General features: G+C 67.7%; 23 protein-coding genes. 17 read left to right on the forward strand and 6 right to left on the reverse strand.

What is annotated here, in order from left to right; genetic code table 11:
• Positions 1–122: 122 nt before the first annotated feature.
• Complete coding sequence (locus tag OG405_RS00725; protein ID WP_327149708.1) at positions 123–569, forward strand: hypothetical protein; 447 nt, start codon at positions 123–125, stop codon at positions 567–569.
• 107 nt (positions 570–676) lie between these two features.
• Here the strand turns inward: OG405_RS00725 and OG405_RS00730 are convergent, their stop codons facing one another.
• A complete protein-coding gene (locus OG405_RS00730) occupies positions 677–1,561 on the reverse strand; it encodes a poly(ethylene terephthalate) hydrolase family protein (RefSeq protein ID WP_327149709.1) in 885 nt (294 codons plus the stop codon).
• Positions 1,562–1,597: 36 nt separating this feature from the next.
• On the opposite strand from OG405_RS00730, the gene glmS reads away from it, so the two are divergent.
• Positions 1,598–3,481 carry a glutamine--fructose-6-phosphate transaminase (isomerizing) gene (gene glmS / locus OG405_RS00735; RefSeq protein WP_327149710.1) on the forward strand — a complete coding sequence of 628 codons (1,884 nt, stop codon included), beginning with the start codon at positions 1,598–1,600 and terminating at the stop codon, positions 3,479–3,481.
• Positions 3,482–3,514: 33 nt separating this feature from the next.
• Here the strand turns inward: glmS and OG405_RS00740 are convergent, their stop codons facing one another.
• Entirely contained in the window at positions 3,515–3,919 is a 405-nt protein-coding gene (locus OG405_RS00740; protein WP_327149711.1) for a cupredoxin domain-containing protein, read from the reverse strand.
• A gap of 57 nt (positions 3,920–3,976) precedes the next feature.
• On the opposite strand from OG405_RS00740, the gene OG405_RS00745 reads away from it, so the two are divergent.
• The 7 genes from OG405_RS00745 to tsaD all read left to right on the forward strand — a co-directional run bounded on the left by OG405_RS00745 (position 3,977) and on the right by tsaD (position 10,540).
• Positions 3,977–5,440 carry an NAD(P)H-hydrate dehydratase gene (locus OG405_RS00745; protein ID WP_327149712.1) on the forward strand — a complete coding sequence of 488 codons (1,464 nt, stop codon included), beginning with the start codon at positions 3,977–3,979 and terminating at the stop codon, positions 5,438–5,440.
• 52 nt (positions 5,441–5,492) lie between these two features.
• Positions 5,493–6,641 (forward strand): alanine racemase, encoded by a 1,149-nt coding sequence (gene alr / locus OG405_RS00750; protein WP_327149713.1) that lies wholly within the window; start codon positions 5,493–5,495, stop codon positions 6,639–6,641.
• Positions 6,638–7,717, forward strand: a complete 1,080-nt coding sequence (locus OG405_RS00755) for an alpha/beta fold hydrolase (protein ID WP_327149714.1) — start codon at positions 6,638–6,640, stop codon at positions 7,715–7,717. Before alr ends, OG405_RS00755 begins: the two co-directional genes overlap by 4 nt.
• Positions 7,710–8,177 carry a tRNA (adenosine(37)-N6)-threonylcarbamoyltransferase complex ATPase subunit type 1 TsaE gene (tsaE, locus tag OG405_RS00760; RefSeq protein ID WP_327149715.1) on the forward strand — a complete coding sequence of 156 codons (468 nt, stop codon included), beginning with the start codon at positions 7,710–7,712 and terminating at the stop codon, positions 8,175–8,177. The genes OG405_RS00755 and tsaE overlap by 8 nt, the downstream gene beginning before the upstream one ends.
• Before the next feature lie 85 nt (positions 8,178–8,262).
• The gene (tsaB, locus tag OG405_RS00765; RefSeq protein ID WP_327149716.1) at positions 8,263–8,970 is read left to right on the forward strand and encodes a tRNA (adenosine(37)-N6)-threonylcarbamoyltransferase complex dimerization subunit type 1 TsaB; all 708 of its coding nucleotides are present in this window, start codon (positions 8,263–8,265) and stop codon (positions 8,968–8,970) included.
• Positions 8,971–8,972: 2 nt separating this feature from the next.
• Positions 8,973–9,500, forward strand: coding sequence for a ribosomal protein S18-alanine N-acetyltransferase (gene rimI, locus OG405_RS00770; protein WP_327149717.1), 528 nt, complete (start codon positions 8,973–8,975; stop codon positions 9,498–9,500).
• The gene (gene tsaD / locus OG405_RS00775; RefSeq protein WP_327149718.1) at positions 9,497–10,540 is read left to right on the forward strand and encodes a tRNA (adenosine(37)-N6)-threonylcarbamoyltransferase complex transferase subunit TsaD; all 1,044 of its coding nucleotides are present in this window, start codon (positions 9,497–9,499) and stop codon (positions 10,538–10,540) included. Before rimI ends, tsaD begins: the two co-directional genes overlap by 4 nt.
• Positions 10,541–10,634: 94 nt before the next feature.
• On the opposite strand, the gene OG405_RS00780 is transcribed toward tsaD, so the two are convergent.
• The gene (locus OG405_RS00780; RefSeq protein WP_327149719.1) at positions 10,635–12,194 is read right to left on the reverse strand and encodes an Hsp70 family protein; all 1,560 of its coding nucleotides are present in this window, start codon (positions 12,192–12,194) and stop codon (positions 10,635–10,637) included.
• A gap of 505 nt (positions 12,195–12,699) precedes the next feature.
• Between OG405_RS00780 and groES the strand changes: the two genes are divergently transcribed.
• Together groES and groL are read left to right on the forward strand one after the other, a co-directional pair.
• Positions 12,700–13,002, forward strand: coding sequence for a co-chaperone GroES (gene groES / locus OG405_RS00785; RefSeq protein WP_327152586.1), 303 nt, complete (start codon positions 12,700–12,702; stop codon positions 13,000–13,002).
• Positions 13,003–13,107: 105 nt separating this feature from the next.
• Positions 13,108–14,715 (forward strand): chaperonin GroEL, encoded by a 1,608-nt coding sequence (gene groL, locus OG405_RS00790; RefSeq protein ID WP_327149720.1) that lies wholly within the window; start codon positions 13,108–13,110, stop codon positions 14,713–14,715.
• Between the two features lie 66 nt (positions 14,716–14,781).
• Here the strand turns inward: groL and sigK are convergent, their stop codons facing one another.
• Positions 14,782–15,390: an ECF RNA polymerase sigma factor SigK gene (gene sigK, locus OG405_RS00795; protein WP_327149721.1), complete on the reverse strand. Its 609-nt coding sequence runs from the start codon at positions 15,388–15,390 to the stop codon at positions 14,782–14,784.
• 99 nt (positions 15,391–15,489) lie between these two features.
• The gene (locus OG405_RS00800) at positions 15,490–15,783 is read right to left on the reverse strand and encodes a WhiB family transcriptional regulator (RefSeq protein WP_327149722.1); all 294 of its coding nucleotides are present in this window, start codon (positions 15,781–15,783) and stop codon (positions 15,490–15,492) included.
• Positions 15,784–16,443: 660 nt separating this feature from the next.
• Between OG405_RS00800 and OG405_RS00805 the strand changes: the two genes are divergently transcribed.
• From OG405_RS00805 to OG405_RS00815, 3 genes are all read left to right on the forward strand, one after another.
• A complete protein-coding gene (locus OG405_RS00805) occupies positions 16,444–17,397 on the forward strand; it encodes a hypothetical protein (RefSeq protein WP_327149723.1) in 954 nt (317 codons plus the stop codon).
• A 125-nt stretch (positions 17,398–17,522) separates the two neighbouring features.
• Positions 17,523–18,101 carry a sigma-70 family RNA polymerase sigma factor gene (locus tag OG405_RS00810; protein WP_327149724.1) on the forward strand — a complete coding sequence of 193 codons (579 nt, stop codon included), beginning with the start codon at positions 17,523–17,525 and terminating at the stop codon, positions 18,099–18,101.
• Positions 18,094–19,257, forward strand: a complete 1,164-nt coding sequence (locus tag OG405_RS00815) for an anti-sigma-D factor RsdA (protein WP_327149725.1) — start codon at positions 18,094–18,096, stop codon at positions 19,255–19,257. Before OG405_RS00810 ends, OG405_RS00815 begins: the two co-directional genes overlap by 8 nt.
• A gap of 177 nt (positions 19,258–19,434) precedes the next feature.
• Here the strand turns inward: OG405_RS00815 and OG405_RS00820 are convergent, their stop codons facing one another.
• Positions 19,435–19,848, reverse strand: coding sequence for a DUF5319 domain-containing protein (locus OG405_RS00820; RefSeq protein WP_030522220.1), 414 nt, complete (start codon positions 19,846–19,848; stop codon positions 19,435–19,437).
• 267 nt (positions 19,849–20,115) lie between these two features.
• Between OG405_RS00820 and guaB the strand changes: the two genes are divergently transcribed.
• The 3 genes from guaB (at position 20,116) to guaA (ending at position 24,935) form a co-directional block, all read left to right on the forward strand.
• Positions 20,116–21,657 (forward strand): IMP dehydrogenase, encoded by a 1,542-nt coding sequence (guaB, locus tag OG405_RS00825; RefSeq protein WP_327149726.1) that lies wholly within the window; start codon positions 20,116–20,118, stop codon positions 21,655–21,657.
• 457 nt (positions 21,658–22,114) lie between these two features.
• The gene (locus tag OG405_RS00830) at positions 22,115–23,293 is read left to right on the forward strand and encodes a GuaB3 family IMP dehydrogenase-related protein (protein ID WP_327149727.1); all 1,179 of its coding nucleotides are present in this window, start codon (positions 22,115–22,117) and stop codon (positions 23,291–23,293) included.
• Positions 23,294–23,363: 70 nt separating this feature from the next.
• Complete coding sequence (gene guaA, locus OG405_RS00835; protein WP_327149728.1) at positions 23,364–24,935, forward strand: glutamine-hydrolyzing GMP synthase; 1,572 nt, start codon at positions 23,364–23,366, stop codon at positions 24,933–24,935.
• Positions 24,936–24,997 lie beyond the last annotated feature (62 nt).

Below are 24,997 nucleotides of genomic sequence, written 5' to 3' on the forward strand. Positions count from 1 at the left end.
CAACGAAAGAATCTGAGCGCCAATTGCTTCGGCATCCTACGACGGGTGTCGGAGCCGATCAATTCCGGCGCGACCGGTCATTCCGCCGAGGGCGACTTCGCCTGCTGTGTCATCATCATCCGATGAGTCTGGGGGATACCTTCGGGTTGACGGATACGCCCAATTTTCTGCCGGGATACCACGGGTCCGACGGGGATACGCGATATCCGTCGCCACGCAAACTGCGGTCGGTGGGTGCCGCGTCGATCGACCTCGTCTTGCTGGTCGGCTCGATTCTTGTGTTCGGCGTGCTGGAACTGGTGGTGGAAATGCCGGAAGCGTACAGCTATGCGCTGCTGCCGATACCACTTGCCATCATCGGCGGGAACCGGATCCTGCTGCGGAAATGGGTGCATGCGAGTGTCGGGGGGTTGATTTTCGGGCTGGTGGAGATTCGCGGTCGTGACGGGGCGTGGCCCGGCTGGGGTGATCTGTTGTCAGGTCGTGCGGTGGGTCGCAACGGCGTGCCGAATATCGTGAGTGTCCGCCGCTGCGATATCGGAAGTCGCGGGCGCGAATCGAACCGATGAAGCCGGCTTCCGTGCCACTGCTGTCCCGGCTGGAACGTCGCTGGTTTCAACCGGTCATGTAGACAGCTCGGCAGGGGGCGTCCGGACGGTTCGTCTCCGGCGAGGCGCTATTTGCGGAGCGACCGGACCAGCTTGCCGACCGTAGCCGGGTCTGGGGTCCCCGCCGCCCGCCGGCTCGCTTCCTGGTCCAACAGGGCAGCCGCCGGGTCGACCACGTGTGTGTGTTCGATCGAGGCCTCCGGGTCGGCGAGCGGCTTGTAGGCTTTGTCGCCGAGCAGGGTGTGGAGCAGGTAGCCGGTGAGCAGGGCGCGGGTGGCGCGGGAGGTCTTCTCCTCGTGTTTGCCGCCGCCGAGCGCGGACAGCAGGCGGCGGCCCTCGGCGAGACCGTTGGGGCCCGCGCCGTCGAGGGTGCGCAGGATCACCGGACCGCCCCAGGCGGCAGCCAGCGGGACCGCGTCCGAACTCAGCGAGTCGATATCACTCACGCCGGCCAGGATCAAGGCCGGGACGGTGAGTTCACCAGCCACCGAGGTGGCGGCGGGTGCGGTGGGTGCGGGGAACAGCGGAGCCACCGCGGCCACCGGGCGCTGCGCCGCGGCGAGTACGGCTGCGCCCGCTCCCATCCCGTGCCCGGCCAGGGCCAGGCGGTCAGGGTGCACGGTGAGAGTGCCGTCGCCCAGCCGGACCCCGGTGCAGATATCGAGGGTGGTGATCAGGTCGGTGGCAAGGTTCAGGTGGGAAGGCACCGGGCCGCGCTCGGTGTTCGGTGCCGCCGCCACGATCCCCCAGGACGCGAGGTGTTCGAGCAGCGTGCGGTAGTTACCGGCACCGTTCAACCAGCCGTGGCCGAAGGCGACCGCGGGTAGGTCGCGGCCGGTTTCCGGCGTGTACACCACCCCGGGTTGCCCCGCGATGGCAAGATTGCCGCGGAGCACCCGATGCGGGCCACGGCTGGTCAGAGTGCTCAGAAGTGATTTCACAGACGCCGACACGACGAGAACGTTAGCCGATAAGTAGGCTGGGGAGCCATGTGCGGAATCGTGGGGTACGTCGGGTACCGGGACGCGTTGGGCGTCGTCGTCGCTGCCTTGCGCCGCATGGAGTACCGAGGCTACGACTCGGCTGGTGTGGCGATTCTCGACGGTGCCGGCGGCGTGGCGGTCGAGCGGCGCGCCGGGCGGCTGAGCAATCTGGAAGCGGCTCTGGCGGCCGTGAGCGTCGACGAATTCGCGGGCAGTGCCGGTATGGGGCATACCCGGTGGGCCACCCACGGCGCGCCGACCGACCGTAATGCCCATCCACACCAGGATGTGAGCGGCAAAGTCGCGGTGGTACACAACGGCATCATCGAGAATTTCGCCCAGTTGCGGCGTGAACTCGAGGACGCCGGGGTCGAACTGCGCAGCGAGACCGATACCGAGGTCACCGTGCATCTGGTCGCCCGGGCATACGCCGAGGGGCCGACCGCGGGTGATTTCGAGGCCAGCACGCTCTCGGTGCTGCGGCGGCTCGAGGGTGCGTTCACGCTGGTGTTCACGCACGCCGACCACCCGGGAAAGATCATCGCGGCGCGTCATTCGACCCCGCTGGTCGTGGGTGTCGGTGAGAACGAGATGTTCATCGCCTCCGATGTGACCGCGTTCATCGAGCACACCCGCGAAGCGGTCGAGCTGGGCGAGGGCCAGGCCGTGGTCATCACCGCCGACGGCTACCGCGTCACCGACTTCGACGGTTCCACCGATGGTGTGAGCACCCGGCCGTTCACCATCGACTGGGATCTGGCCGCCGCCGAGAAGGGCGGCCACGACTACTTCATGCTCAAGGAGATCGACGAACAGCCCGGCGCGGTCGCCGATACGCTGATCGGACATTTCGATCAGACCCCCAGCCGGGCCGGTCGGATCGTGCTCGACGAACAGCGCCTATCTGATCAGGAACTGCGTGATGTGGAGAAGGTTTTCGTGGTGGCCTGCGGTAGCGCCTACCACTCCGGCCTGGTCGCCAAGTACGCCATCGAGCACTGGACCCGGCTGCCTGTCGAGGTAGAGCTGGCCAGTGAGTTCCGTTATCGGGACCCGGTATTGGATCGCTCGACTCTGGTGGTGGCGGTCTCCCAGTCCGGCGAGACGGCCGACACCCTCGAAGCCGTCCGGCACGCCAAGAGCCAGAAGGCTCGGGTGCTGGCGGTCTGCAATACCAACGGCGCGCAGATCCCGCGGGAATCCGACGCGGTGCTCTACACCCGGGCGGGGCCGGAGATCGGGGTCGCCTCCACCAAGGCGTTCCTGGCACAGGTGACGGCGAACCTGCTGGTCGGGCTGGCTTTGGCGCAGGCCCGCGGGACCAAGTACCCCGATGAGGTGGCGCGCGAGTTCGCCGAGCTCGAGGCGATGCCGAAGCTGGTCGAGCAGGTGCTGGAAACGGCGCCGCAGGTGCGGGCCATCGCGCGGGAACTGGCCCGGGAGCGGACCATCCTGTTCCTCGGTCGCCATGTCGGATACCCGGTGGCGCTCGAGGGTGCGCTCAAGCTCAAGGAGCTGGCGTACATGCACGCGGAGGGTTTCGCCGCGGGTGAGCTCAAACACGGTCCGATCGCACTGATCGAGGGCGGGCTGCCGGTGATCATCGTGATGCCGTCGCCGAAGGGGCGCGGGGTGCTGCACTCCAAGCTGCTGAGCAATATCCGCGAGATCCAAGCCCGTGGGGCGCGCACGATCGTGATCGCCGAGGAAGGCGACGATCTGGTGCGGCCGTTCGCCGACGATCTGATCGAGATTCCCTCCGCGCCGACCCTGTACCAGCCGTTGCTGTCCACCGTTCCGTTGCAGATTTTCGCCGCCGAGGTGGCGCAGGCGCGCGGCTACGACGTGGACAAACCGCGAAATCTGGCGAAATCCGTCACCGTGGAATAGCTGAGGGGGTAGCGGGCTCGCCGGTTACCCCCGTCACTCCTCGACCGTGATCGTCCCGCGCATATCCGGGTGGATCGGGCACAGATAGCGGTATTCGCCCGGCTGAGTGAAGGTGTGGCTCCAATCGCCCACCTCGAACAACGGGCTGTTGATTCCCATCGCCTTGTCGCCGATGCCCTGCACGCCGTGTGGCAGATCGCCGTCGAAATGCCAGGAGACCGTATCGCCGGCGGCGATGGTGATATCGGTCGGTGAGAAGCGGTCCTCCTCGACCTCCACTGTGACGGTGGCCTCCGGTTCCCGCTGCGAATGCACGCCGGAGGTTTCGGATTTCGCCGGCCCTTCCGCCGAACCACCGGAATCGCAGCCGGACAACAGTGCCGCGACCAGGGCGAATCCGGCGACCGGGACGACTACGGCGCGGTGAGCTCGGGGCATGGAGGTCAAGCGTAGTCTGCTGGCATCGCTGCCCGTCCAACTGCGGAGGTGTGTTCGGTGACCCAGCCGCGCGGCTATTACACGGCCGACCAGGTGCGCCTCGCCGAGGCCGAATTGTTCACCAGAGTTCCCGACGGAGTGCCCATGCGCCGCGCCGCCTACGGGTTGGCGACCGTAGTGGCGGCCGAACTCCGTGCTCGCAGCGGCGGAGTCGCGGGGCGGTCGGTCGTGCTGCTGGTGGGGTCGGGCGACAACGGCGGCGACGCGCTGTGGGCGGGGTCGATGCTGCGCCGGCGGGGTGTCGCCGTGACGGCGGTCCTGCTGAATCCGGCGCGGGCGCATGCGGCCGGACTGGCTGCGTTGCGGCGTACCGGCGGACAGTTGTGCATCGATCCAGCTGCGGCAGTGGCGGAATCGGCTCGCGCGGATCTGGTCGTGGACGGGATCGTCGGAATATCGGGGCGCGGCCCGCTGCGCCCGGAAGCGGCGAGAATCGTTGCGGAACTGAATGTTCCGATCGTCGCCGCCGATCTGCCCAGCGGCGTCGACCCGGATACGGGTGCGGTGACCGGTCCGGCTGTCCGGGCGGCGGTGACCGTCTCCTTCGGCGCTCTCAAACCGGTGCACGCGCTGGCCGCGCCGTGGTGCGGCCGGATAGAGCTGGTGCCCATCGATTTACGGCTGCCCGCCGCGGGACTGGCGGCACTGGATCCCGCGGCGGTGGGTGCGGACTGGCCCGTTCCGGAGGCCACGGACGACAAGTACTCGCAGGGTGTCACCGGTGTGCACGCCGGTAGCGCGACGTATCCGGGCGCGGCCGTGCTCTGCGCCGGTGCCGCGGTGGCCGCCACGTCCGGGATGGTGCGCTATGTGGGCACCGCCGCGTCGGCTGTGCTCGCGCAGCATCCCGAGGTGATCGCGGTATCCGATCCGGCCGAAGTCGGGCGGGTGCAGTCCTGGGTCTTCGGCCCCGGTTCCGGTACCGGCCGCACCGCCCGCGATCATCTCGCCGCGATCCTGGCCACCGATCTTCCGGTGGTCGTCGATGCCGACGGGCTGACGCTGCTGGCGAGCGAACCGGACTTGGCCCGGGGCCGCCGGGCGCCCACCGTGCTCACCCCGCATGCCGGGGAGTTCCGCAGACTGACCGGCGTGGAGCCGGGGCCCGACCGGGTCGCCGCGGTCCGTGAGTTCGCCGAATCATGGCAGGTCACTGTGTTGCTGAAGGGCCGGGCGACTCTTGTCGCCGCGCCGGGCCGCCAGGTGCTGGTCAACGAAGCCGGCGGCTCGTGGGCCGCCACGGCCGGAGCAGGTGACGTGCTCTCCGGAGTGATCGGTGCGCTCCTCGCCGCGGGCCGCGACTCGGTTCTCGCCGCGGCGGCCGCAGCTCGGGTACACGCGCTGGCCGCGGGGCTGGCAGCCCACGACACCCCGGGTGGGACCGCCGCTCCCATCTCGGCGTCACCGTTGCAGCGTCATCTGCCCGCCGCCATCGCGACGTTACGTGCGTCGGCCGCCTGAGATACGCATCGCCGGGACCCACGGGTGGCCCCCGTCGGGGCCACCCGCAGAGATGGCAGTATCGGCAGGTGTGAACGGTCAAGTGGAAGCAGTCGTCGACCTGGACGCCATCGCACACAACGTCGGAGTACTGCGTGCGCACGCAGGCGACGCCGCAGTGATGGTGGTCGTCAAGGCGGACGGTTACAACCACGGCGCTGTCGAGGTCGCGCGGACCGCACTGGCCGCGGGAGCGGCGGAACTGGGGGTCACCACGGTGGCCGAGGCGGTGACCCTGCGTGAGGCCGGGATCACGGCACCGATCCTGTGCTGGCTCAATATCTGTGATTCCGATTACGCCGCAGCCGTCGCCGCCGATATCGAAATCGGGATCTCTTCCGCGGAGCAGTTGGCCGCGGTCGGCGCGGCCGCCCGGAAAGTGGGCGAACCGGCCGTCGTGAGCCTCAAGGTCGACACCGGGCTCAATCGCAACGGGATAGAGCAGGGTGTCTACCCCGTGGTGCTGGCGGCTCTGCGAAAACTCGTGGACGAGGAGGTCGTGCGATTCCGGGCGATCTTCTCCCATCTCGCGCATGCGGACGAGCCCTATCACCCGACCATCGATGTACAGCGCGACCGCTTCCTCGACGCCATCGCCGCGGCGAAGGAATACGGGCTCGAGCCGGAACTGGTGCACCTGGCCAATTCCGCGGCCACGCTCACCCGGCCCGATCTGGCTTTCGATATGGTCCGCCCGGGTATCGCGGTGTACGGCCTCACCCCCGTACCGGATATCGGCGAATTCGATCTCCGGCCCGCGATGACGTTCCGAGCCGAGGTGGCGCTGGTCAAACAAGTCCGGAAGGGCGAGGGCATCTCCTACGGGCATGAATGGATCGCCCCGGCCGACACCAACGTCGCGCTGATCCCCGCCGGTTACGCCGACGGTGTGTTCCGTCCGCTCGGCGGGCGGATGGAAGTGTGGGTCGGTGGCCGCCGTCACCCGAATCGCGGCCGGGTCTGCATGGATCAGTTGGTGGTGGACCTCGGCGACAATGCCGACGGCGTCGTCGAGGGCGATACCGCCATCCTGTTCGGATCGGGTGACCGCGGCGAGCCCCGAGCCCAGGATTGGGCTGATCTGCTCGGCACGATCCACTACGAGGTGGTGTGCGCGCCGCGTGGCCGGGTACACCGGCGGTATCGAGGGGGTACGCGATGACACGACGAACAACCCTGTTGCGCGGGGGACTGGCCACCGCCGGAGTGGTCGGCGCCATGGCCGGCGTGCACGCTTTGCGCCGGGCCGGTGCGAAGGTGCTGTGGCCCCCCGTACGCGACGAATACCGGGACGAGAACTTCGCCCTGGTCGATCTCGACCGCGCCGGTGAGGTGATCGCCGACGACGGTGTGTGCCTGGCCACCCGTGAATGGGGGTCCGGTGACGCCGACGCCACAGTGGTTTTCGTGCACGGCTTCTGCAACAGCATGGAGTCGTTCCATTTCCAGCGACGCCACCTGGCGCAACGCTGGGGTTCGCGAGTGCGCCTGGTGCTGTTCGATCTACGCGGCCACGGCCGTTCGGGCACACCGGAAACCGATAGCTGTACGGTCTCCCAGCTCGGCCGGGATCTGCTCACGGTGATCGACGCCCGGGCACCGCGAGGACCGTTGATCCTGGTCGGACATTCGCTGGGCGGGATGGCGGTGCTCGCCGCGGCCGCGCACGCCGGCGGACTGTTCGCGCAGCGGGTTCGTGGCGTCGCACTGCTGTCCACCGCTGCGGCCGAGGTGACCTCCGCGGGTATCGGACAACTGCTGCGCAACCCGGCGATCGACGGATTCCGCCTGGCCGTGCACACCGCGCCCGCGCTGGTGCAGGCCGGGCGGGCCACCGCGCGGCATGTGATCACGCCGATACTGCACGTGAGTTCGTTTCACGGGCCAGTGAGCCCGACGCTGTCGCGGTTCGCCACCATGATGATCGACCGCACGCCGGTGGAGACGGTCGTGAAATTCCTGAAGGCCATCGAATTACACGATGAGGCGGCGGCATTGCCGGTGTTGCGCGAAACCCCGGCGCTGGTCCTCGGCGGTACCCGGGATCTGGTCATCCCTTTTCGTAATTCCCGTGTGCTGGCACGCGAATTGGACGATTGCGAACTCGTCCGGCTGCCCGACGCGGCGCATATGCCGCAGTTGCAGTATCCGGACGAGACGAATTCCGCATTGGACCGGTTGCTGATCCGCGCCGGTGTGGTCGGCGAGGACGGCCGGTGGGAGGCGACCGGTGGCTGACCGCGGCGAGCGCCGACTTCCGGAGGTCGCCGATACCGAGGGTCTCGGGCGGGAACTGGCCACCGGACTCCGAGCAGGTGATCTGGTGGTGCTGGACGGGCCACTGGGGGCCGGAAAAACGGCCCTGACCCGCGGGATCGCGGCCGGTCTGGGCGTCGGGGGCCGGGTCAGTTCGCCGACTTTCGTCATCGCTCGCCGGCACCCGGCGGGTGTGCGCGCCGACGGTCTGCCCGTACCGCTGGTCCATGTCGACGCCTATCGGCTCGGCGGCAGTCTGGACGAACTCGACGCCCTGGATCTGGACACCGAACTCGACGATGCGGTCGTGGTGGTCGAGTGGGGTAGTGGAATGGCGGAGCGGCTCACCGGTCGGCATCTGCTGGTGCGAATGTCGCGGGAGCCGGAATCCGAAGTCCGTACGGCATCTTGGGAGTGGGTGCACACCGCGGAGACCGGATAGGTCGGGCGGAATCGGCAACCGGGCTGTTCGGGCGCCGTGCGCCACCGCCGTGTGAAGCGGGTCACCCGGTATCGTTGACCAGACCATGCTTGCACTTGCTGTCGACACCGCGACGCCTGCCGTCACGGCGGGCCTTGTCGAACTGGAGCAGGCGGCCGCCGGTGCGAACACCTCGGACGCCGCTCTCTCGCGCACTCTGGCCGCCCGGGTGCTCGTCGATGCCCGCGCGCACGCCGAGGCTCTCACACCACAGATCTTGGAATGCCTGACCGAGGCCGGGGTGTCGCGTACCGATATCGCGGCTGTGGTCGCCGGTATCGGGCCGGGTCCGTTCACCGGTTTGCGGGTCGGGCTGGCCACCGCCGCCGCATTCGGTGACGCGCTGGGTATCCCGGTGTACGGCGTCTGCAGTCTGGACGCGATCGCCGTCGAATGCGCGGCCGGACTCGGGCCCGGTGATGAATTGCTGGTGGTCACCGACGCACGTCGCCGCGAGGTGTACGCCGCGCGTTACCGCGACGGTGGCCGGACCCGGGTCGTCGGACCCGAGGTCTGCAAGCCCGGCGAACTGCCGGTGGCCGGGGCGACCGCGGTCGCCGGATCGCCCGCGCATACCGTGCTGTTCGACCTTCCCGCGCTGTCCGTGCAGACACCTTCGCCCGCTGCTCTCGTGCAGGTGGCGGCGTCCGCGCTGCTGTCCGGTGCATCGCCCGAACCGCTGGTCCCGCTGTATTTGCGCCGCCCCGACGCGGTCGAACGCAGCTACCGCACTCTCGACCGGATGGGAGCGTGACAATGGGAATCCGTACCACGGGAATTCGTATCGAACCCATGGAGCCGACCGATATCGCGGGTTGCGTGGAACTGGAACAACTGCTGTTCCCGGAGGACGATCCGTGGCAGGCCGTATCGTTCCGCTCCGAACTCGCCGCCCGGTACAACCGCTACATCACCGCCCGCGACGATGCCGGGAACATGGTGGGCTACGCGGGGATCGCGCTTCTCGGCGATGCCGAGCACCCGGAGGCCGAGGTGCACACCATCGGCGTCGATCCGACGTGCCACCGCGCGGGTATCGGCACGTTGCTGCTGGAGGCGCTGCTCACCGAGGCCGGGCGCCGCGGTGGGCCGGTCTTCCTCGAGGTGCGCACCGATAACGCCGCCGCGATCGCGATGTATGCCAAACACGGTTTCCACATCATCGGTCTGCGCAAGAACTACTACCATCCCAGCGGGGCCGACGCGTACACGATGCGCCGTCCCGCGCTGGAAGACGTCCCCGTGGTCTTCGGCACTCGCACCCCGGACGGGGTGCTGTCGTGATCGTCATGGGAATCGAGAGTTCGTGTGACGAAACCGGCGTCGGAATCGTGCGCCGCAATGCCGACGGCAGCTGTGACCTCCTGGCCGACGAGGTCGCCTCCAGTGTCGCCGAACATGCCCGGTTCGGCGGTGTAGTGCCCGAGATCGCTTCGCGGGCACATCTCGAGGCGATCGTGCCGGCGATGCGGCGTGCGTTGGCGACGGCGGGGATCGCCGCGCCCGACGCGTTGGCGGTGACGATCGGTCCCGGTTTGGCCGGCGCGCTGCTGGTCGGGGTCGCTGCCGCGAAAGCCTATGCGGCGGCCTGGGATATTCCGTTCTATGCCCTGAACCATCTCGGCGGGCACGTCGCGGTGGATACGCTCGAGCACGGGCCGATGCCGCCGTGCGTGGCGCTGCTGGTCTCCGGCGGGCATACCCATCTACTGCACGTGAAAGATCTGTCCGAGCCGTTGATCGAATTGGGCAGTACGGTCGACGATGCCGCCGGGGAGGCGTTCGACAAGGTCGCCCGGCTGCTGGGGCTCGGCTATCCGGGCGGTCCGGCCCTGGACGCGGCCGCGACCGCCGGTGACCCGGCGGCCATCGCGTTCCCGCGCGGAATGACCGGTCCGCGTGATCCGCGCTACGACTTCTCCTTCTCCGGTCTGAAAACCGCGGTCGCGCGCTATGTGGAAGCGCAGGCCCGGCAGGGTGTCGCCCCGGACCAGCTGCCGATACCCGATATCGCTGCCTCGTTCCAGGAAGCGGTCGCCGATGTACTCACCATGAAAGCGGTGCGCGCGGCCGGGGACGTGGGCGTGGACACCCTGGTGCTGGGTGGGGGCGCGACGGCCAACACCCGGATCCGTTCGCTTGCCGAAGAACGCTGTGCCGCAGCCGGTTTGACATTGCGCATCCCGAAGCCGCGGCTGTGCACCGATAACGGCGTGATGATCGCGGCGCTGGGAGCACATGTGATAGGCGGCGGTGCCGCACCGTCGGCGTTGTCGGTGGCTTCCGATCCCGGGCTGCCGGTATCGGTCAGTCAGGTGGGCTGAGCCGGAGGCCACGCAGTACGTCGGCAGCCGGTCCGGGACGCCAGGGCGCGCCGCCGGGACGCGGCTGCTGGGCGTCCCCGTCCCGGGTGATCGACTATCCCGCCGAACCGGATCCGGGCAGCCGCGGACGCGGCGCCGGGGGCGGAATCTCCAGCGTTGTCTGGGTTCGCTGCGAACCGGTCGGCGGCGGAACATCCGGGGTGGAGGGTTCGTCTGTCGGCAGTTGGTCCGATGGCGGCGGCGACGGGGCAGGCCCGATACCCTCCGGGAACGGGATATGCGGCAGGTTCGGATCCGGTCGCAGCGTCGGCGGTTCGGTCCCCGACGGTGTGGTGCTCGTCGGCGGTGCCGGTTCGCCCGACGTCGTGGGCGTGTCTCCGGTCGACGGATAGCCGCCCGTGGTGGGGTCGGCGGTCACCGGCGGCTCGGTATAGGTCGTACCCGGCTCACCGGCGTCCGCGGGTTCCTCCACGGTCTGCTGGGGGACCTCCTCGGTGGTGCCCTGCACCACGCTCGTGGTCGTCGGAGCGATCGTCGTGGTGGTCGGCAACTGGGCGCTGCTGGTGGTGCCGGCGGGGGAGACCTCTTCATCGGAACTGGGGGCCATGGTGTTCACCCCGTATCCGATGATCAATCCCACCACCACGATCGCGCCGGCCACCGTGCCGAACGCCTTGAGTAGCGTGTTCCCGGATTTGTCCGACGTCAGGGCGCCGATCGGTGCGTTGGACCGCGCGGTATCGGCGAGCAGGGCCGCGCCCTTGGCGATCACCGCGTCCGGATCCGGCACGGTGAGCACCGGTAGATCCAGTTCGGCGCGCAGTGTTTCCAGCACCGCGGGGATGTTCGCGCCGCCGCCGATCACCACCACCGCCTCCGGGGCCCGGTCGGCCAGGCCGAAGGTCATCGAGGCGAAGCGCGCGAGTTCGCGCATCAGAGCGGCGGTGAGCGATTCGAAATCGGTGCGCGTGAGTTTGAGTGGGCGGCCCGCGATGTGGTCGATGGTGACGGCCTGGGTCACCGACAGGTGTTCCTTGGCGGTGCGGGCCCGGTTCACCAGCACGCTGCGATTGGGCCGGGTGCCGCGCCGGGCGTAGTGCTGATCGACCAGATGCCGGTACAGCAGATCGTCGATCGCGCGGCCGCTGACGGCGCTGGAACGCGCGGTGTGCAGTACAGCGCCGTCGGCCGGGTCGGCCACCGAGACGGTGCAGCCGGACGCGCCCAGATCCACCACGGCCACGGTGCCGTAGCGGTCCAGTAATCCGGTGTCGCGCAGGAAGGTGAGTGCCGCTGTGGTCTCCGGAACCAGTTGAGGGTCGCGGTGTTTTCCGGTGGCGAGCCGGATCGCCTGCGCCTGTTCCTTGCTGCGGTAGGCGACCGCGACGCCGGTGGGCGGACGATCGGCTATCACATCGAGTCCGGAGGTCTTGGCCGCCGGAACCTGGGCACCGAAAACCGCCTCGTGCGGGTGGCTCGCGGGCAGCTGGGTCGTCATCAACTCGATGGACGAGGCGACGATGTCCCCCAGATCGGAATGCGCGTCCGCGGATACCACCCGGTAGTCGAAGGTGCGCGCGCCGTTGGTGGCGGTGGTGACCAGTGCGGAGCACACCACTTCGTTGCCGGCCGAGATGCCGAGCGATGTGCGCATACTCTCTTCACCTCCCTTCGAGTGGATGCGGCGGTCGTGGTGGACGGCGATGTCCGGACATACCGAAAGGTGTTCGTGAAACCGTCGTTGTCAGCGGTGAACGGTGGCTTCGCGAACAACCATCACACATGGTGTCACGATCTGTTATCCGAACGTTACAGAGTCGGCGAATTATTGGGAAGCCCTCTCTGTCTCGGCCTACCCGGCGGATATGCCGCCGACCCGGCGACCAGGGAGGCACAGCGGGTGGCGTCTTGGTGACAGCGGGGTCGACTCGATCGAGATCGGCACGATATCGGCAGCGCCCGGTCTTGAGTGCTGGCACTCGCATGTATAGAGTGCTAGTCGGCACCGATTGTTGCCCGGTGCCAGGCTTGACTACTGAGCAGACGGTCCCGGCACCCGCGACGACGGGGCTTTGCGCAGGGTCAGCATCGTGACCGAATCGATGGTCCGGGACAACAGTTCCGGACGACCGTTATCCCCTGAAAGTGGAGGGCTCAACGTGGCGAGCGTGAACATCAAGCCGCTCGAGGACAAGATCCTCGTCCAGGCCAACGAGGCCGAGACGACGACCGCCTCCGGCCTGGTCATCCCCGATACGGCCAAGGAGAAGCCGCAGGAGGGCACCGTTGTCGCCGTCGGCCCCGGCCGGTGGGCCGATGAAGGTGAGAAGCGCATCCCGCTGGATGTCCAGGAGGGCGACACCGTCATCTACAGCAAGTACGGCGGTACCGAGATCAAGTACCAGGGTGAGGAATACCTGATCCTGTCCGCGCGCGACGTGCTGGCTGTCGTCGGCAAGTAATTCGACTCCCGCGCATGCGTTCCGCCCCGGTGTCGAAATCTGGCCCGGGGCGGAGTGCGTTGTGCCACACAACTCGAAGCGCACCAGATACAGGAGCGAAGACATATGCCAAAGCAGATCCGGTTCGACGAGCAGGCTCGCCGGGCACTGGAGCGCGGTGTCGACAAGCTCGCCGATGCGGTCAAGGTCACTCTCGGCCCGCGTGGCCGGCATGTGGTGCTGGCCAAATCGTTCGGCGGCCCCACCGTCACCAACGACGGTGTCACCATCGCGCGTGATATCGATCTCGAGGACCCGTTCGAGAATCTCGGCGCCCAGCTGGTCAAGAGCGTCGCCACCAAGACCAACGATGTCGCCGGCGACGGCACCACCACCGCCACCGTGCTGGCCCAGGCGCTGGTGCGCGGTGGACTGAAGAACATTGCGGCGGGTGCCAACCCGATCGCGATCGGGTCGGGCCTGGCCAAGGCCGCCGACGCGGTCTCCGAGGCGCTGCTGGCCGCGGCTACCCCGGTCGACGGCGAAAAGGCCATCGCCCAGGTCGCCACCGTCTCCTCACGGGACGAGGTCATCGGCGAAATGGTCGGCAAGGCGCTGACCACGGTCGGCAAGGACGGCGTGGTCACCGTCGAGGAGTCCTCGACGCTGCAGACCGAACTCGTCGTCACCGAGGGTGTGCAGTTCGACAAGGGCTACCTGTCGCCGTACTTCATCACCGACGGGGACAGCCAGGAAGCCGTGCTGGAGGACGCTCTGGTCCTGCTGCACCGCGAGAAGATCAGCTCCCTGCCGGACTTGTTGCCGCTGCTGGAGAAGATCGCCGAATCCGGTAAGCCGGTGCTGATCCTCGCCGAAGACGTCGAGGGTGAGGCGCTGTCCACCCTGGTCGTCAACTCGATCCGCAAGACTCTCAAGGCTGTCGCGGTCAAGGCGCCGTTCTTCGGTGACCGCCGCAAGGCGTTCCTCGACGATCTGGCTGTCGTCACCGCGGCCACGGTCGTCAACCCGGATCTCGGTATCAATCTGCGCGATTCCGGTCTGGACGTGCTGGGCTCCGCGCGGCGGGTGGTGGTCACCAAGGACACCACCACGATTATCGACGGTGCGGGCAGTGGCGACGATATCGCCGCCCGCAGCGCCCAGCTGCGCCGCGAGATCGAGGCCACCGATTCCGACTGGGACCGGGAGAAGCTGGAAGAGCGCCTGGCCAAATTGGCCGGCGGTGTCGCGGTGATCCAGGTCGGCGCGGCCACCGAGACCGCGCTCAAAGAGCGCAAGTACCGGGTCGAGGACGCGGTCAGCGCTGCCAAGGCCGCGGTCGAAGAAGGCATCGTCCCGGGTGGTGGCACCGCGCTGGTTCAGGCGGGCACCAAGCTCGACGGGCTGATCGCCGGACTGTCCGGTGACGAGGCCATCGGCGCCGAGGTGCTGCGCGGCGCGCTGAAGGCGCCGCTGTACTGGATCGCCACCAATGCCGGTGTCGACGGCGCTGTCGTCGTCAGCAAGGTCGGCGACGGCAAAGACGGCTTCAACGCTGCCACGCTCACCTACGGTGATCTGCTCGCCGACGGTGTGGTGGACCCGGTCAAGGTGACCCGGTCGGCCGTGATCAACGCGGCCTCGGTCGCCCGCATGGTGCTCACCACCGAGAGTGCCGTGGTGGAGAAGCCCGCGGAAACCGAAGACGGCCACGGGCACGGCCACGCCCACTGATCGCAGTTCGGTGCATCGGTTCCCGCTGTAGCCGCGAGAACCGGCCACCGAACCGGAACGGGCCGTTCACATCCGCTGTGGAATGTGAACGGCCCGTTCTCGTATGGGTCCGCCCAGTGGGGCCGGGGCCCCCATACTCTTCTTGAGCTTGGTCAGCCCGTCTCTGATCCGGGATTTGACGGTCGGTAGTCCGATATCGAGATGGCGAGCCACCTCGGCGTAGGTCCGGCCGTCGTAGTAGGCGAGCGAAATCGCCTCACGCTGAGTGTCGGTCAGGGTGCGTAGTCCGACGACCACCGCCTGATGGTCGAGTTTGCGCTCGACCTCCTCGATGACCTGGTCGTAGTCGTGCCCGAGTATCCGGGCACCGTAGGCGATCTCACGCTGGGTATGTGCCTGCTCAGCACGCACCCGATCCACCGCGCGGCGATGGGCGAGGGTCATCAGCCAGGTCACCGCCGAACCACGCGACGGATCGAAACTCGCCGCCGTGCGCCAAGTCTGCAGGTAGACCTCTTGCGTGGTCTCCTCGGCGAACCCCGAATCCTGTAGAACACGCAACACCAGACCGAAGACCCGGGTGCGGGTCCGGTTGTACAGTTCGGCGAAGGCCTCGGCATCCGAGTGGCCGCAGCGCTGCAGGAGCGCTGAGAGCTCGATACTCTCCTGTGTCATCGGTCATAACAATAACCACAAGCTATAACCGAGAGCGTATGCGGCCCCGCAGAACACGTGGTGTCGCGCGCTCCGGGCGTGGCGCGTGTTCCGGGCTCGCTACACCGCCATCCGGCGGCGGTTGCGTCGCGCGTGCGTCTCCCGCTCGGTTTCCGACATTCCGCCCCAGATTCCGTAGGGCTCGCTGACCTTCAGCGCGTGCGAACGGCATTGCAACAATACCGGACACGACCTGCAGATCTCTTTCGCGCGCAGTTCGCGTGCGGCCCGGGCTCTGCCGCGCTCACCGTCGGGGTGGAAGAACACCGCCGAGTCCACACCCCGGCAGGAACCGCGCATCTGCCAGTCCCAGATATCGGCGTTCGGTCCGGGAAGGTGGGTGGGCATGGGCATGGGGGAACTCCTCGTTGACGCGAGCTCGTCGGCATTGTCGAGCGAGTGATGGGTACAGCTTCTCGGGCGGTGCCCGGCGTTCGTATGAGCGCGCGGGGCCACATGCGTCGGTCGTCGTGCGCCGCTGCCGGCCGGCGGCCGCCTGCGTTTCACCCGGCGCCGTTCGTGGCGATGAGTTACGTTAAGGGTACCGAGGAAATTCCGTCAACAGTTTGACGCCCTGATTTATCGGCTGCTTTACGCACTGAATTTAACCTCGTTGACTGTTTACTTTTGCTAATCGCCGGGCGATACTGTGGGGTTGCCCTGATCGTGGTGTCTTCGGCATGTACCTGCTGGTCGAGGTATTTGCAGGTGAGCGCGATCTGCCGCGGGATCTTCGATAGGTCCGGACCGAATTCCCCGCCATGGATCGCTTCGGTGGGTTAAGGTGCCCCGATCTCGATACCATCACAGATGGCCACCGGGAGGCCTTCGGGTTAATTAAGCGAAACGTCACCGAATTCGATGCGCGGTCGCTCATGGATTGATAGGCGGAGATTAACCTGATGGAAACACTGTCTTTCCGGTTTGTGCTGAAAGATAGCTGGATCATCGCCGATTCGATACGGGTCGTCGATAATCCCCACCGGCCGATTCGGTGATCGGTACAGTGCATCGGTGATCGACCCTGTCACCCGCCCCGTACCCGTTTTCTCCGCCTTCGCCGATGCCGCGTTCGGCCCGCGACCGGATCGATCCGCTGCCGAGTTGCCGGAGCCGTCCGATCCGCTCGAAATGTGGTGGCGAGCCGTGGCGCTGGGTGGCGCCGGTCACTACGCTGCCGGCCGCACCGCGCTGCGCCGCTTGTCCGCGGCGACCACCGATCCGGTACTGCTCTCACTCGCCGCGTCGACCCGGGGTTCACTACTGCGCCAGCTCGGCTGGCACGAACGGGCCGCCGGATACGACGGACAGGCCGCCGCGCTTGTGCTCCCGGCGGTGGCCGCGGCCGCGGCGCGGCCGCCACATCCAGGTTCGGAGGGAACCGTGGCGCCGGTCGGTTATGGCGACCGGCCCGACGCGGTCGACGCCGCGGCCGACGCGCTGATCGGTTTGGCGGCGGATGCTCTGGGGGTCGGCCGGACCGCCCTTTCCGCCCGGCTGCTGGATCGCTGTACCGCTCTGCTGGACCGAGCGGCACCCGACCCCGGCGGATACACCGCGCTCGGCACCGGTGTAACCCAGCGCCCACGTGCCCGGGTGCGGTTGCACTGGGTTCGTGCCGAAACTGCGCTGGCCGACGGTCGTGGTACGCCCGCGCTGGCCGAAGCGGACGCCGCGCTGACGCTGGCCGAACAAGGGCCGTCGGCCCGCCATCGCGTCAAGTCGCGGTTGCTGTTCGCCGCGGCCGCGAGCGCCACCGGGCAGCCGGATCGTGCTCGCGCGCTGGCGGACCGGATAGATGAGGAGTGCCGCGCCGCCGGGCTCGTTCCGTTGCGCTGGGCCTGCGCCATGTTGCGCGGCGGCCTGGCCGCCACATCGGGTGATCGCGACACGGCGACCAGCGACGCAGCCGCGTGTCGAGCAGTGATCTCCCGGCGTGGCGGGCTATTTCGCGACGTCGGTCGGTAACCCGAGTTCTACCGTCTCGACCCGTACCACCACCGGTGTCCTATTGTGGACCCGTTCCGCTGGACCGGCGGAAGCATCGGTCAGCACAGACCGTGCCACTTGTAACGCCAGGAATTCCGCTGACGATGACGCATACGGGCGAAGAGTTGGACCGCGCCGTCGCCGCCGCTGCGCAGGGCGACCGGTCTGCTCTAGCTCAGGTACTGAAAATGGTCCGCCCGCTGGTGATGCGCTATTGCCGCGCGCGGATCGGTGCCGCGGAGCGTGGACAACTCTCCGCGGACGATGTCGCACAGGAGGTCTGTCTAGCGGTCATGACCGCGATACCCAGGTATCAGGACCAGGGTAGGCCGTTCATGGCCTTTGTATATGGAATCGCTTCGCACAAGGTTGCCGACGCCCATCGCAACGCCTCCCGTAACAAGGCGGAGGCGATGGCCGAAGTACCAGATGTCATATCCACCGACCACGGCCCGGAACAACGAGCTCTCGAATCGGAGACCAGCCGGCAGATGAACACCCTGCTGGCCACTCTTCCGGAGAAGCATCGAGAGATCTTGATCCTGCGTCTGGTCATGGGTCTGTCAGCAGAAGAAACCGCAATCGCCGTGGGCAGTACGGCGGGCGCGATTCGGGTCGCCCAGCACAGGGCGCTCGCAAAATTGAAGGCACAAGTGGCGAGGGCAGGTGAAATGTATGGCTAGGGATGGCGGGCGCGGTCGGGGCGACAAATGGGCGCGGCGTGCATCGCGGAACACCGATCCCTATGCCGAGGGCTCCGGTGCCGGATCCGAACCGGTGGATATCGTCGCGGTTCGTAGTGATGACGAACTGATCGATGCTATCGCCCGTGGCGGACCCGTCCCCACCGAGAGCACCGAGGAACTCCAGCTGGCGACATTGCTGGCGGATTGGCGGGCCGAGATCGTGGCACCGCCGTTACCCGACGCGCCCGACCTCGACACCGTGGTCGCGGCGGTCAACCAGGAGATAGGTGCCCGGCAAGCGCGAATCGGCGCGCAATCCGGCGGAAAGTTGCGGCTACTCCGGCCCATAGCGACGACCGCCGCCGCACTGGCGCTGGTGTTCGGTGGGCTCTCCGCGTTCTCGTATCAGGCCGAACCCGGTGACGCGCTGTGGCGGGTCAAAGAGGTCGTGTTCAGCGAACAGGCCCAGAGCACGGTCGTGCAGTACGCCGGTGATGATCTGGCGGCCGCGCAGACATTGCTCGATCAGGGCAAGCCGGACGAGGCCCGGGAACGGCTGGAACAGGCTTCGGCGAACACCACTCAGGTGAACGACCCGGCCAAGCGCAACGAACTCGTCGATCGCTGGAACCAGCTGTTCGAAGAGGTCCGCAAGGTGATCCCCCCGGAGATCGCCGCCCAGCTGGAGCAGTCGGCACCCTCTCCCGACCCCGGCGCGCCGGTACAACCGACTTCGCCGGGTGAGAGCACACAGCGTCCCGGCAGCACGGTATCCACGACCCCCGGGCCGGACAGTCAGTTGCCGTTCGACCGCCCGAGCGGTCCCGGTGGCGGCGACAAGCCGAGTACGCCCGACGTCCAGTCGCCCGATCGGCCGGGACCCGGCACCGACCGGCCGGATACCCAGGCGCCGGATACCCAGGCGCCTGATATCGCCCCGCCGGTGACCACCGTCCCGCAGGGGCCGGGCACGTCCACTCCGAGCGGGCCGGGCGTGGACTCGGTGGAACCGCCGACCCAGGCGCCGCCGTCCACGATCAGTTCGCCCGGACCGGCCCAACCGTCCGCGCCGCAGGTACCGCAGACCGGAGTTCCCGCTCCGTCGATCCCGCTGCAGGTCCCGACCACCCTGCCGGGAGTCGGCACGAACTGAGCGGTGGACATACGAATGGCCATCCATCTCGGCGAGAGGTGGATGGCCATTCGTATGTCGGGCCACGGTCGGTGTGTGTGCCGGTGGAACCGGTCGTAGCCAGGAAAAGTCGTAGCCATGAAAAATCGATCGGCCGCGTCATACGGGCCGATCACGCCGGACGGGCCGGCCCCGGACTCAGCTGTCGAAGGCGTCGAACCCGTCGCCGTGGAACGCCTCGTTCATCGAGGCATCGGCGTATCCGCGACAGTAATCCCAGGTGACGTAGGCTTCCGGAGTCGGGTCGTAGGCGGGCTCGTGCGGGCGGACCGTGCCGTCGACGAGGAGCTGTAACAGATTGGCGCGGAGCATGTCCCAGTCGTGGTAGTGATCCTGCCGACAATCCTCGCAGCTCACCACCAGCCCGCGGATTCCGCGGTGGGCCAGTAGTGCCTCGTAGACTGCGAGATCGGCGAGATCCTCCTCGACCGCAAGGCGTTCGTGAGGATCCAGCGGTTCCCCCGGCTCGATGGCATCGAGCGCGGCGGACGGGTCGGCGGGGTCTCCGGCGAACGGATCCGGCGGCAAGCCAGGTGGTAGATGGTCACGCACATCCCCACGGTACGCAGAACAGGGTGGTCTGCGCCAGCCGTCCGCGCCGTCAGTTTCGCCGCTGCCCTTCTATCGAACGCCACAGCCCTCAGTTGATCCACGGTCCGAGCGGACCGATACCATGGTGTCACGGCGCCGACGAGTACCGATCACCCGGCCACCACCGGCAAAGAACACAACCGGTGCCGCAGTCCAATCCCAGTAACAGTTCGCTATCGGGTTGTCGTACCCCGTAGCTCTGCCGACGTCCAGGAGGGGTCGATCCGAATGAGTAATCCCGTACCGGGCGAGCGCACCGTAGTCCGCCCTCATACGGGTGGTGACGATCCGGACAAGATCGCCATGCTCGGCCTCACCTTCGACGATGTACTGCTGCTCCCCGCGGCCTCGGACCTGATCCCCAGCTCGGTCGAGACATCGAGCCAGCTCAGCCGCGAGGTCACCCTGCGGACCCCGCTGGTCAGTTCCGCCATGGATACCGTCACCGAAGCCCGGATGGCCATCGCCATGGCCCGGGCGGGCGGTATGGGTGTGTTGCACCGCAACCTGTCGGTGGCCGACCAGGCGGGCCAGGTGGAAACCGTCAAGAGGTCCGAAGCCGGAATGGTTACCGATCCGGTCACCTGTCGCCCCACCGATACCCTCGCCGAAGTCGACGCCATGTGCGCCCGCTTCCGGATCTCCGGTCTGCCGGTGGTCGACGAGACCGGGGCGCTGGTGGGCATCATCACCAACCGCGATATGCGCTTCGAGGTCGACCAGAACCGGCGTGTCGCCGATGTGATGACCAAGGTGCCGCTCATCACCGCTCAAGAGGGCGTCACCGCCGAGGCCGCGCTCGGACTGTTGCGCCGCCACAAGGTGGAGAAACTGCCGATCGTCGACGGCGAAGGCCGGCTGCGCGGACTGATCACCGTCAAGGACTTCGTCAAGACCGATCAGTTCCCCGACGCCACCAAGGACCGGGACGGCCGGCTGTTGGTGGGCGCCGCGGTAGGTGTCGGTGACGACGCCTGGTCGCGCGCGATGACCCTCGCCGACGCCGGCGTCGATGTCCTCGTGGTCGATACCGCGCACGGGCACCAGCGTCAGGTGCTCAGCATGGTCAGCAAGGTGAAGGCCGAAGTCGGCGACCGGATCCAGGTCGTCGGCGGCAATATCGCCACCCGCGCCGGCGCCGCGGCACTGGTCGAAGCGGGTGCGGACGCGGTGAAGGTCGGTGTGGGCCCCGGTTCCATCTGCACCACCCGCGTGGTCGCCGGGGTCGGCGCCCCACAGATCACCGCCATCCTGGAAGCGGTATCGGCCTGCAAACCGGCCGGGGTCCCGGTCATCGCCGACGGTGGTATCCAGTTCTCCGGCGATATCGCCAAGGCCATCGCCGCAGGCGCCTCCACCGTGATGCTCGGCTCGGTACTCGCCGGAACCGCCGAATCCCCGGGCGAACTGATCCTCGTCGGCGGTAAGCAGTTCAAGAGCTACCGCGGAATGGGATCGCTCGGCGCTATGCAGGGCCGCGGTCAGGCGAAATCCTTCTCCAAGGACCGTTACTTCCAGGACGATGTGCTCGCCGAGGACAAACTGGTACCGGAGGGCATCGAGGGCCGGGTGCCGTTCCGCGGACCGGTCAACCAAGTGATCCACCAGTTGGTCGGCGGTCTCCGCGCGGCTATGGGATACACCGGTGCCCAGTCGATCCCCGGCCTGCAAGAAGCGCAGTTCGTGCAGATCACCGCGGCGGGCCTCAAGGAAAGTCATCCGCACGACATCACCATGACCGTCGAGGCTCCGAACTACACCGGTCGGTAGACGAAACCGGCCCATTCGCTCGTGGTGATCCGGCCGCGAACGAATGGGCCGGATTCCGGTGCGATGCGCGCACCGCGAAAGTGGGACTCCTGTTCCCGGGCGGCCGCACAACGTCGATCCGGGTGTCGCGGGGTCGGCGTGCCTGCCCGTTACTCGGTGTCTGTGACCGTCCGCCGATGACCTCACCCCGGTTCCGCCGGGATCTCAGGGGCCTCGACCCCGCGCCGCCGCAGGCGGCGCCGAAAACACTGTGTAAGGTTTACGTGTAATTACGCGGTTCACCTGGTGAAACCATGACATCGGTGCCCCGTTGCACGGGGCGACACAGGGTCTCGGCCCGTTCCGCGTTTCCGCCCTCGGAACGTATGCGCGGCAGGCGCATCGCGGACGGAGAACGTGAGGCCGGGGGGCCCAGACCGCGCGCGCGGCAGCGCGCCATCAACACAGGAGTTATTTCGTGCGCGATATGGTCGAGATCGGAATGGGCCGGACTGCCCGCCGAACCTACGGACTGGACGATGTCGATATCGTTCCGTCGCGCCGAACCCGCTCGGCGAGCCAGGTCTCGCTGGCGTGGCAGCTCGACGCCTACCGATTCGATATCCCGTTCCTCACCCATCCCACCGACGCACTGGTTTCCCCGGAATTCGCCATCGAGATCGGGCGGCGCGGCGGGCTGGGGGTCATCAACGGTGAAGGTCTGTGGGCGCGGCACGCCGATGTCGCCAGCAAGATCGAACAGCTGGTGGAGCTCGCCGACAAGGGCAGCTACCAGCGGGCGGTCGCTTTTCTCCAGGAACTGCACGCCGCGCCGATGCAGCCCGATCTCCTCGCCGCCGCGGTAGCGCAGGTCCGGGCTGCCGGGGTCACCGTCGCGGTGCGGGTGAGCCCGCAGAACGCGCAGAGCCTCACCCCGGGCCTGCTGCGGGCGGGAATCGATCTGCTGGTAGTTCAGGGCACGATCATCTCGGCCGAACACGTCGGTGCGGGCGAACCGCTGAACCTGAAAACCTTCATCGCCGAACTCGACGTACCGGTTGTCGCCGGTGGCGTGAGTGATCATCGGACCGCGCTGCACCTGATGCGGACCGGCGCCGCGGGTGTCATCGTCGGGTACGGATCCCAAGAAGGTGCCACCACCACCGGGGAAGTCCTCGGAATCGGCGTACCGATGGCCACAGCCATCGCCGACGCCGCCGCAGCCCGTCGCGACTACCTCGACGAGACCGGTGGCCGATACGTCCACGTCATCGCCGACGGCGATATCAACACTTCCGGCCACCTGGCCAAGGCCATCGCCTGTGGGGCGGACGCCGCCATGCTCGGTGCCCCGCTCGCTTTGGCCGCCGAAGCCCCTGGCCGCGGTTGGTACTGGCCCTCCGCGGCTGCTCACCCGTCGGTACCGCGCGGCTCACTGCTGTCGCTGGACGAACCCTGGGACTTCGCCGACGAACTCCTCTCCGGACATGCCTCTCGGCCCGCCACGGTGCGCCCCAGCCTCGAACAGGTACTCACCGGACCCTCCGACGATCCGTTCGGCTCCCTCAACCTGGTCGGCGGCCTCCGCCGGTCCATGGCCAAGGCCGGCTACTCCGACCTGAAGGAATTCCAGAAGGTCGGGCTCAGCGTGCGGTAGACAGACCCCCGGTTCGGCCCCTGATGACCGACCTGTGAGGGTCCGCTGGGGCATCACTAGAATCACGCGGGTGACGTATTCCCAGAGGCCCGTTCTTGTCGTCGACTTCGGTGCGCAGTACGCGCAGTTGATCGCCCGCCGGGTCCGGGAGGCGAGTGTCTACTCCGAGGTGGTACCGCATACCGCCACCGTTGCCGAGATCGCGGCGAAGCAGCCGCTCGCGGTGATCTTGTCCGGCGGCCCCTCGAGTGTGTATGCCGACGGTGCGCCTGCGCTCGATCCGCGGCTGTTCGATCTGGATGTGCCGGTCTTCGGGATCTGTTACGGGTTCCAGGCCATGGCGCAGGCGCTGGGCGGGACCGTCACCAATACCGGGACGCGGGAGTACGGGCGCACCGAGCTCGATATCGACGGTGGTCTGCTGCACGAGGGGCTGCCAGGAGTGCAGCCGGTGTGGATGAGTCACGGGGACGCGGTCACCGACGCGCCGGCGGGGTTCGAGGTCACCGGTACGACGGTGGGTGCGCCGGTCGCGGCGTTCGAGAACCGGGCGCGGAAGCTGGCGGGCGTGCAATATCACCCCGAGGTGCTGCATTCGCCGCATGGGCAGCAGGTGCTGAGCCGGTTCCTGCACGAGATGGCGGGTATCGCACCGAGTTGGACGCCGGCCAATATCGCCGAGGCCATGATCGGGCAGGTTCGTGAGCAGATCGGGGACAAGCACGCGATCTGCGCTCTGTCGGGCGGCGTGGACAGCGCGGTGGCGGGCGCCCTGGTGCAGCGTGCCATCGGCGACAGGCTTACCTGTGTTTTCGTCGACCACGGTCTGTTGCGTGCCGGAGAGCGGGAGCAGGTGCAGCGGGATTTCGTGGCGGCCACCGGTGCCCGGCTGGTCACTGTGGACGCGGTGGACAAGTTCCTGGGCGAACTGAAGGGGGTCACCGACCCCGAGGAGAAACGCAAGATCATCGGCCGTGAGTTCATCCGCTCCTTCGAGGACGCGGTGGCCGAGGTCGTCGGTGAACAGACGGCGGGCGAAACGACGCCGACCGTCGAGTTTTTGGTCCAGGGCACGTTGTACCCGGACGTGGTGGAGTCCGGTGGCGGCAGTGGTACCGCGAACATCAAATCGCACCACAATGTGGGCGGGCTGCCCGAGGACCTCGAGTTCGAACTCGTCGAACCGCTGCGGCTGCTGTTCAAGGACGAGGTCCGGGCGGTCGGCCGGGAACTCGGACTTCCGGAGGAGATCGTGGCTCGCCAGCCGTTCCCGGGGCCGGGTCTGGCGATCCGGATCATCGGCGAGGTCACCGAGGACCGCTTGCGCACGTTGCGGCAGGCCGACGCCATCGCGCGTGAGGAACTGACCGCGGCCGGCCTGGACGGACAGATCTGGCAGTGCCCGGTGGTACTGCTCGCGGATGTGCGCAGTGTCGGTGTCCAGGGCGACGGCCGCACCTACGGGCATCCGATCGTGCTGCGGCCGGTGTCGAGCGAGGACGCGATGACCGCGGACTGGACCCGGTTGCCCTACGAGGTGCTGGAACGGATCTCCACCCGGATCACCAACGAGGTCGCCGAGGTCAACCGAGTGGTATTGGACGTGACGAGCAAGCCGCCGGGCACCATCGAATGGGAGTGACATCGAATCGGCCGGACCTGTGCGGGTCCGGCCGATTCTTTCGGCCAGGTCTCCGGCAGGTC

The organism is Nocardia sp. NBC_01329 (assembly GCF_035956715.1).
Classification (GTDB): Bacteria; Actinomycetota; Actinomycetes; order Mycobacteriales; family Mycobacteriaceae; genus Nocardia.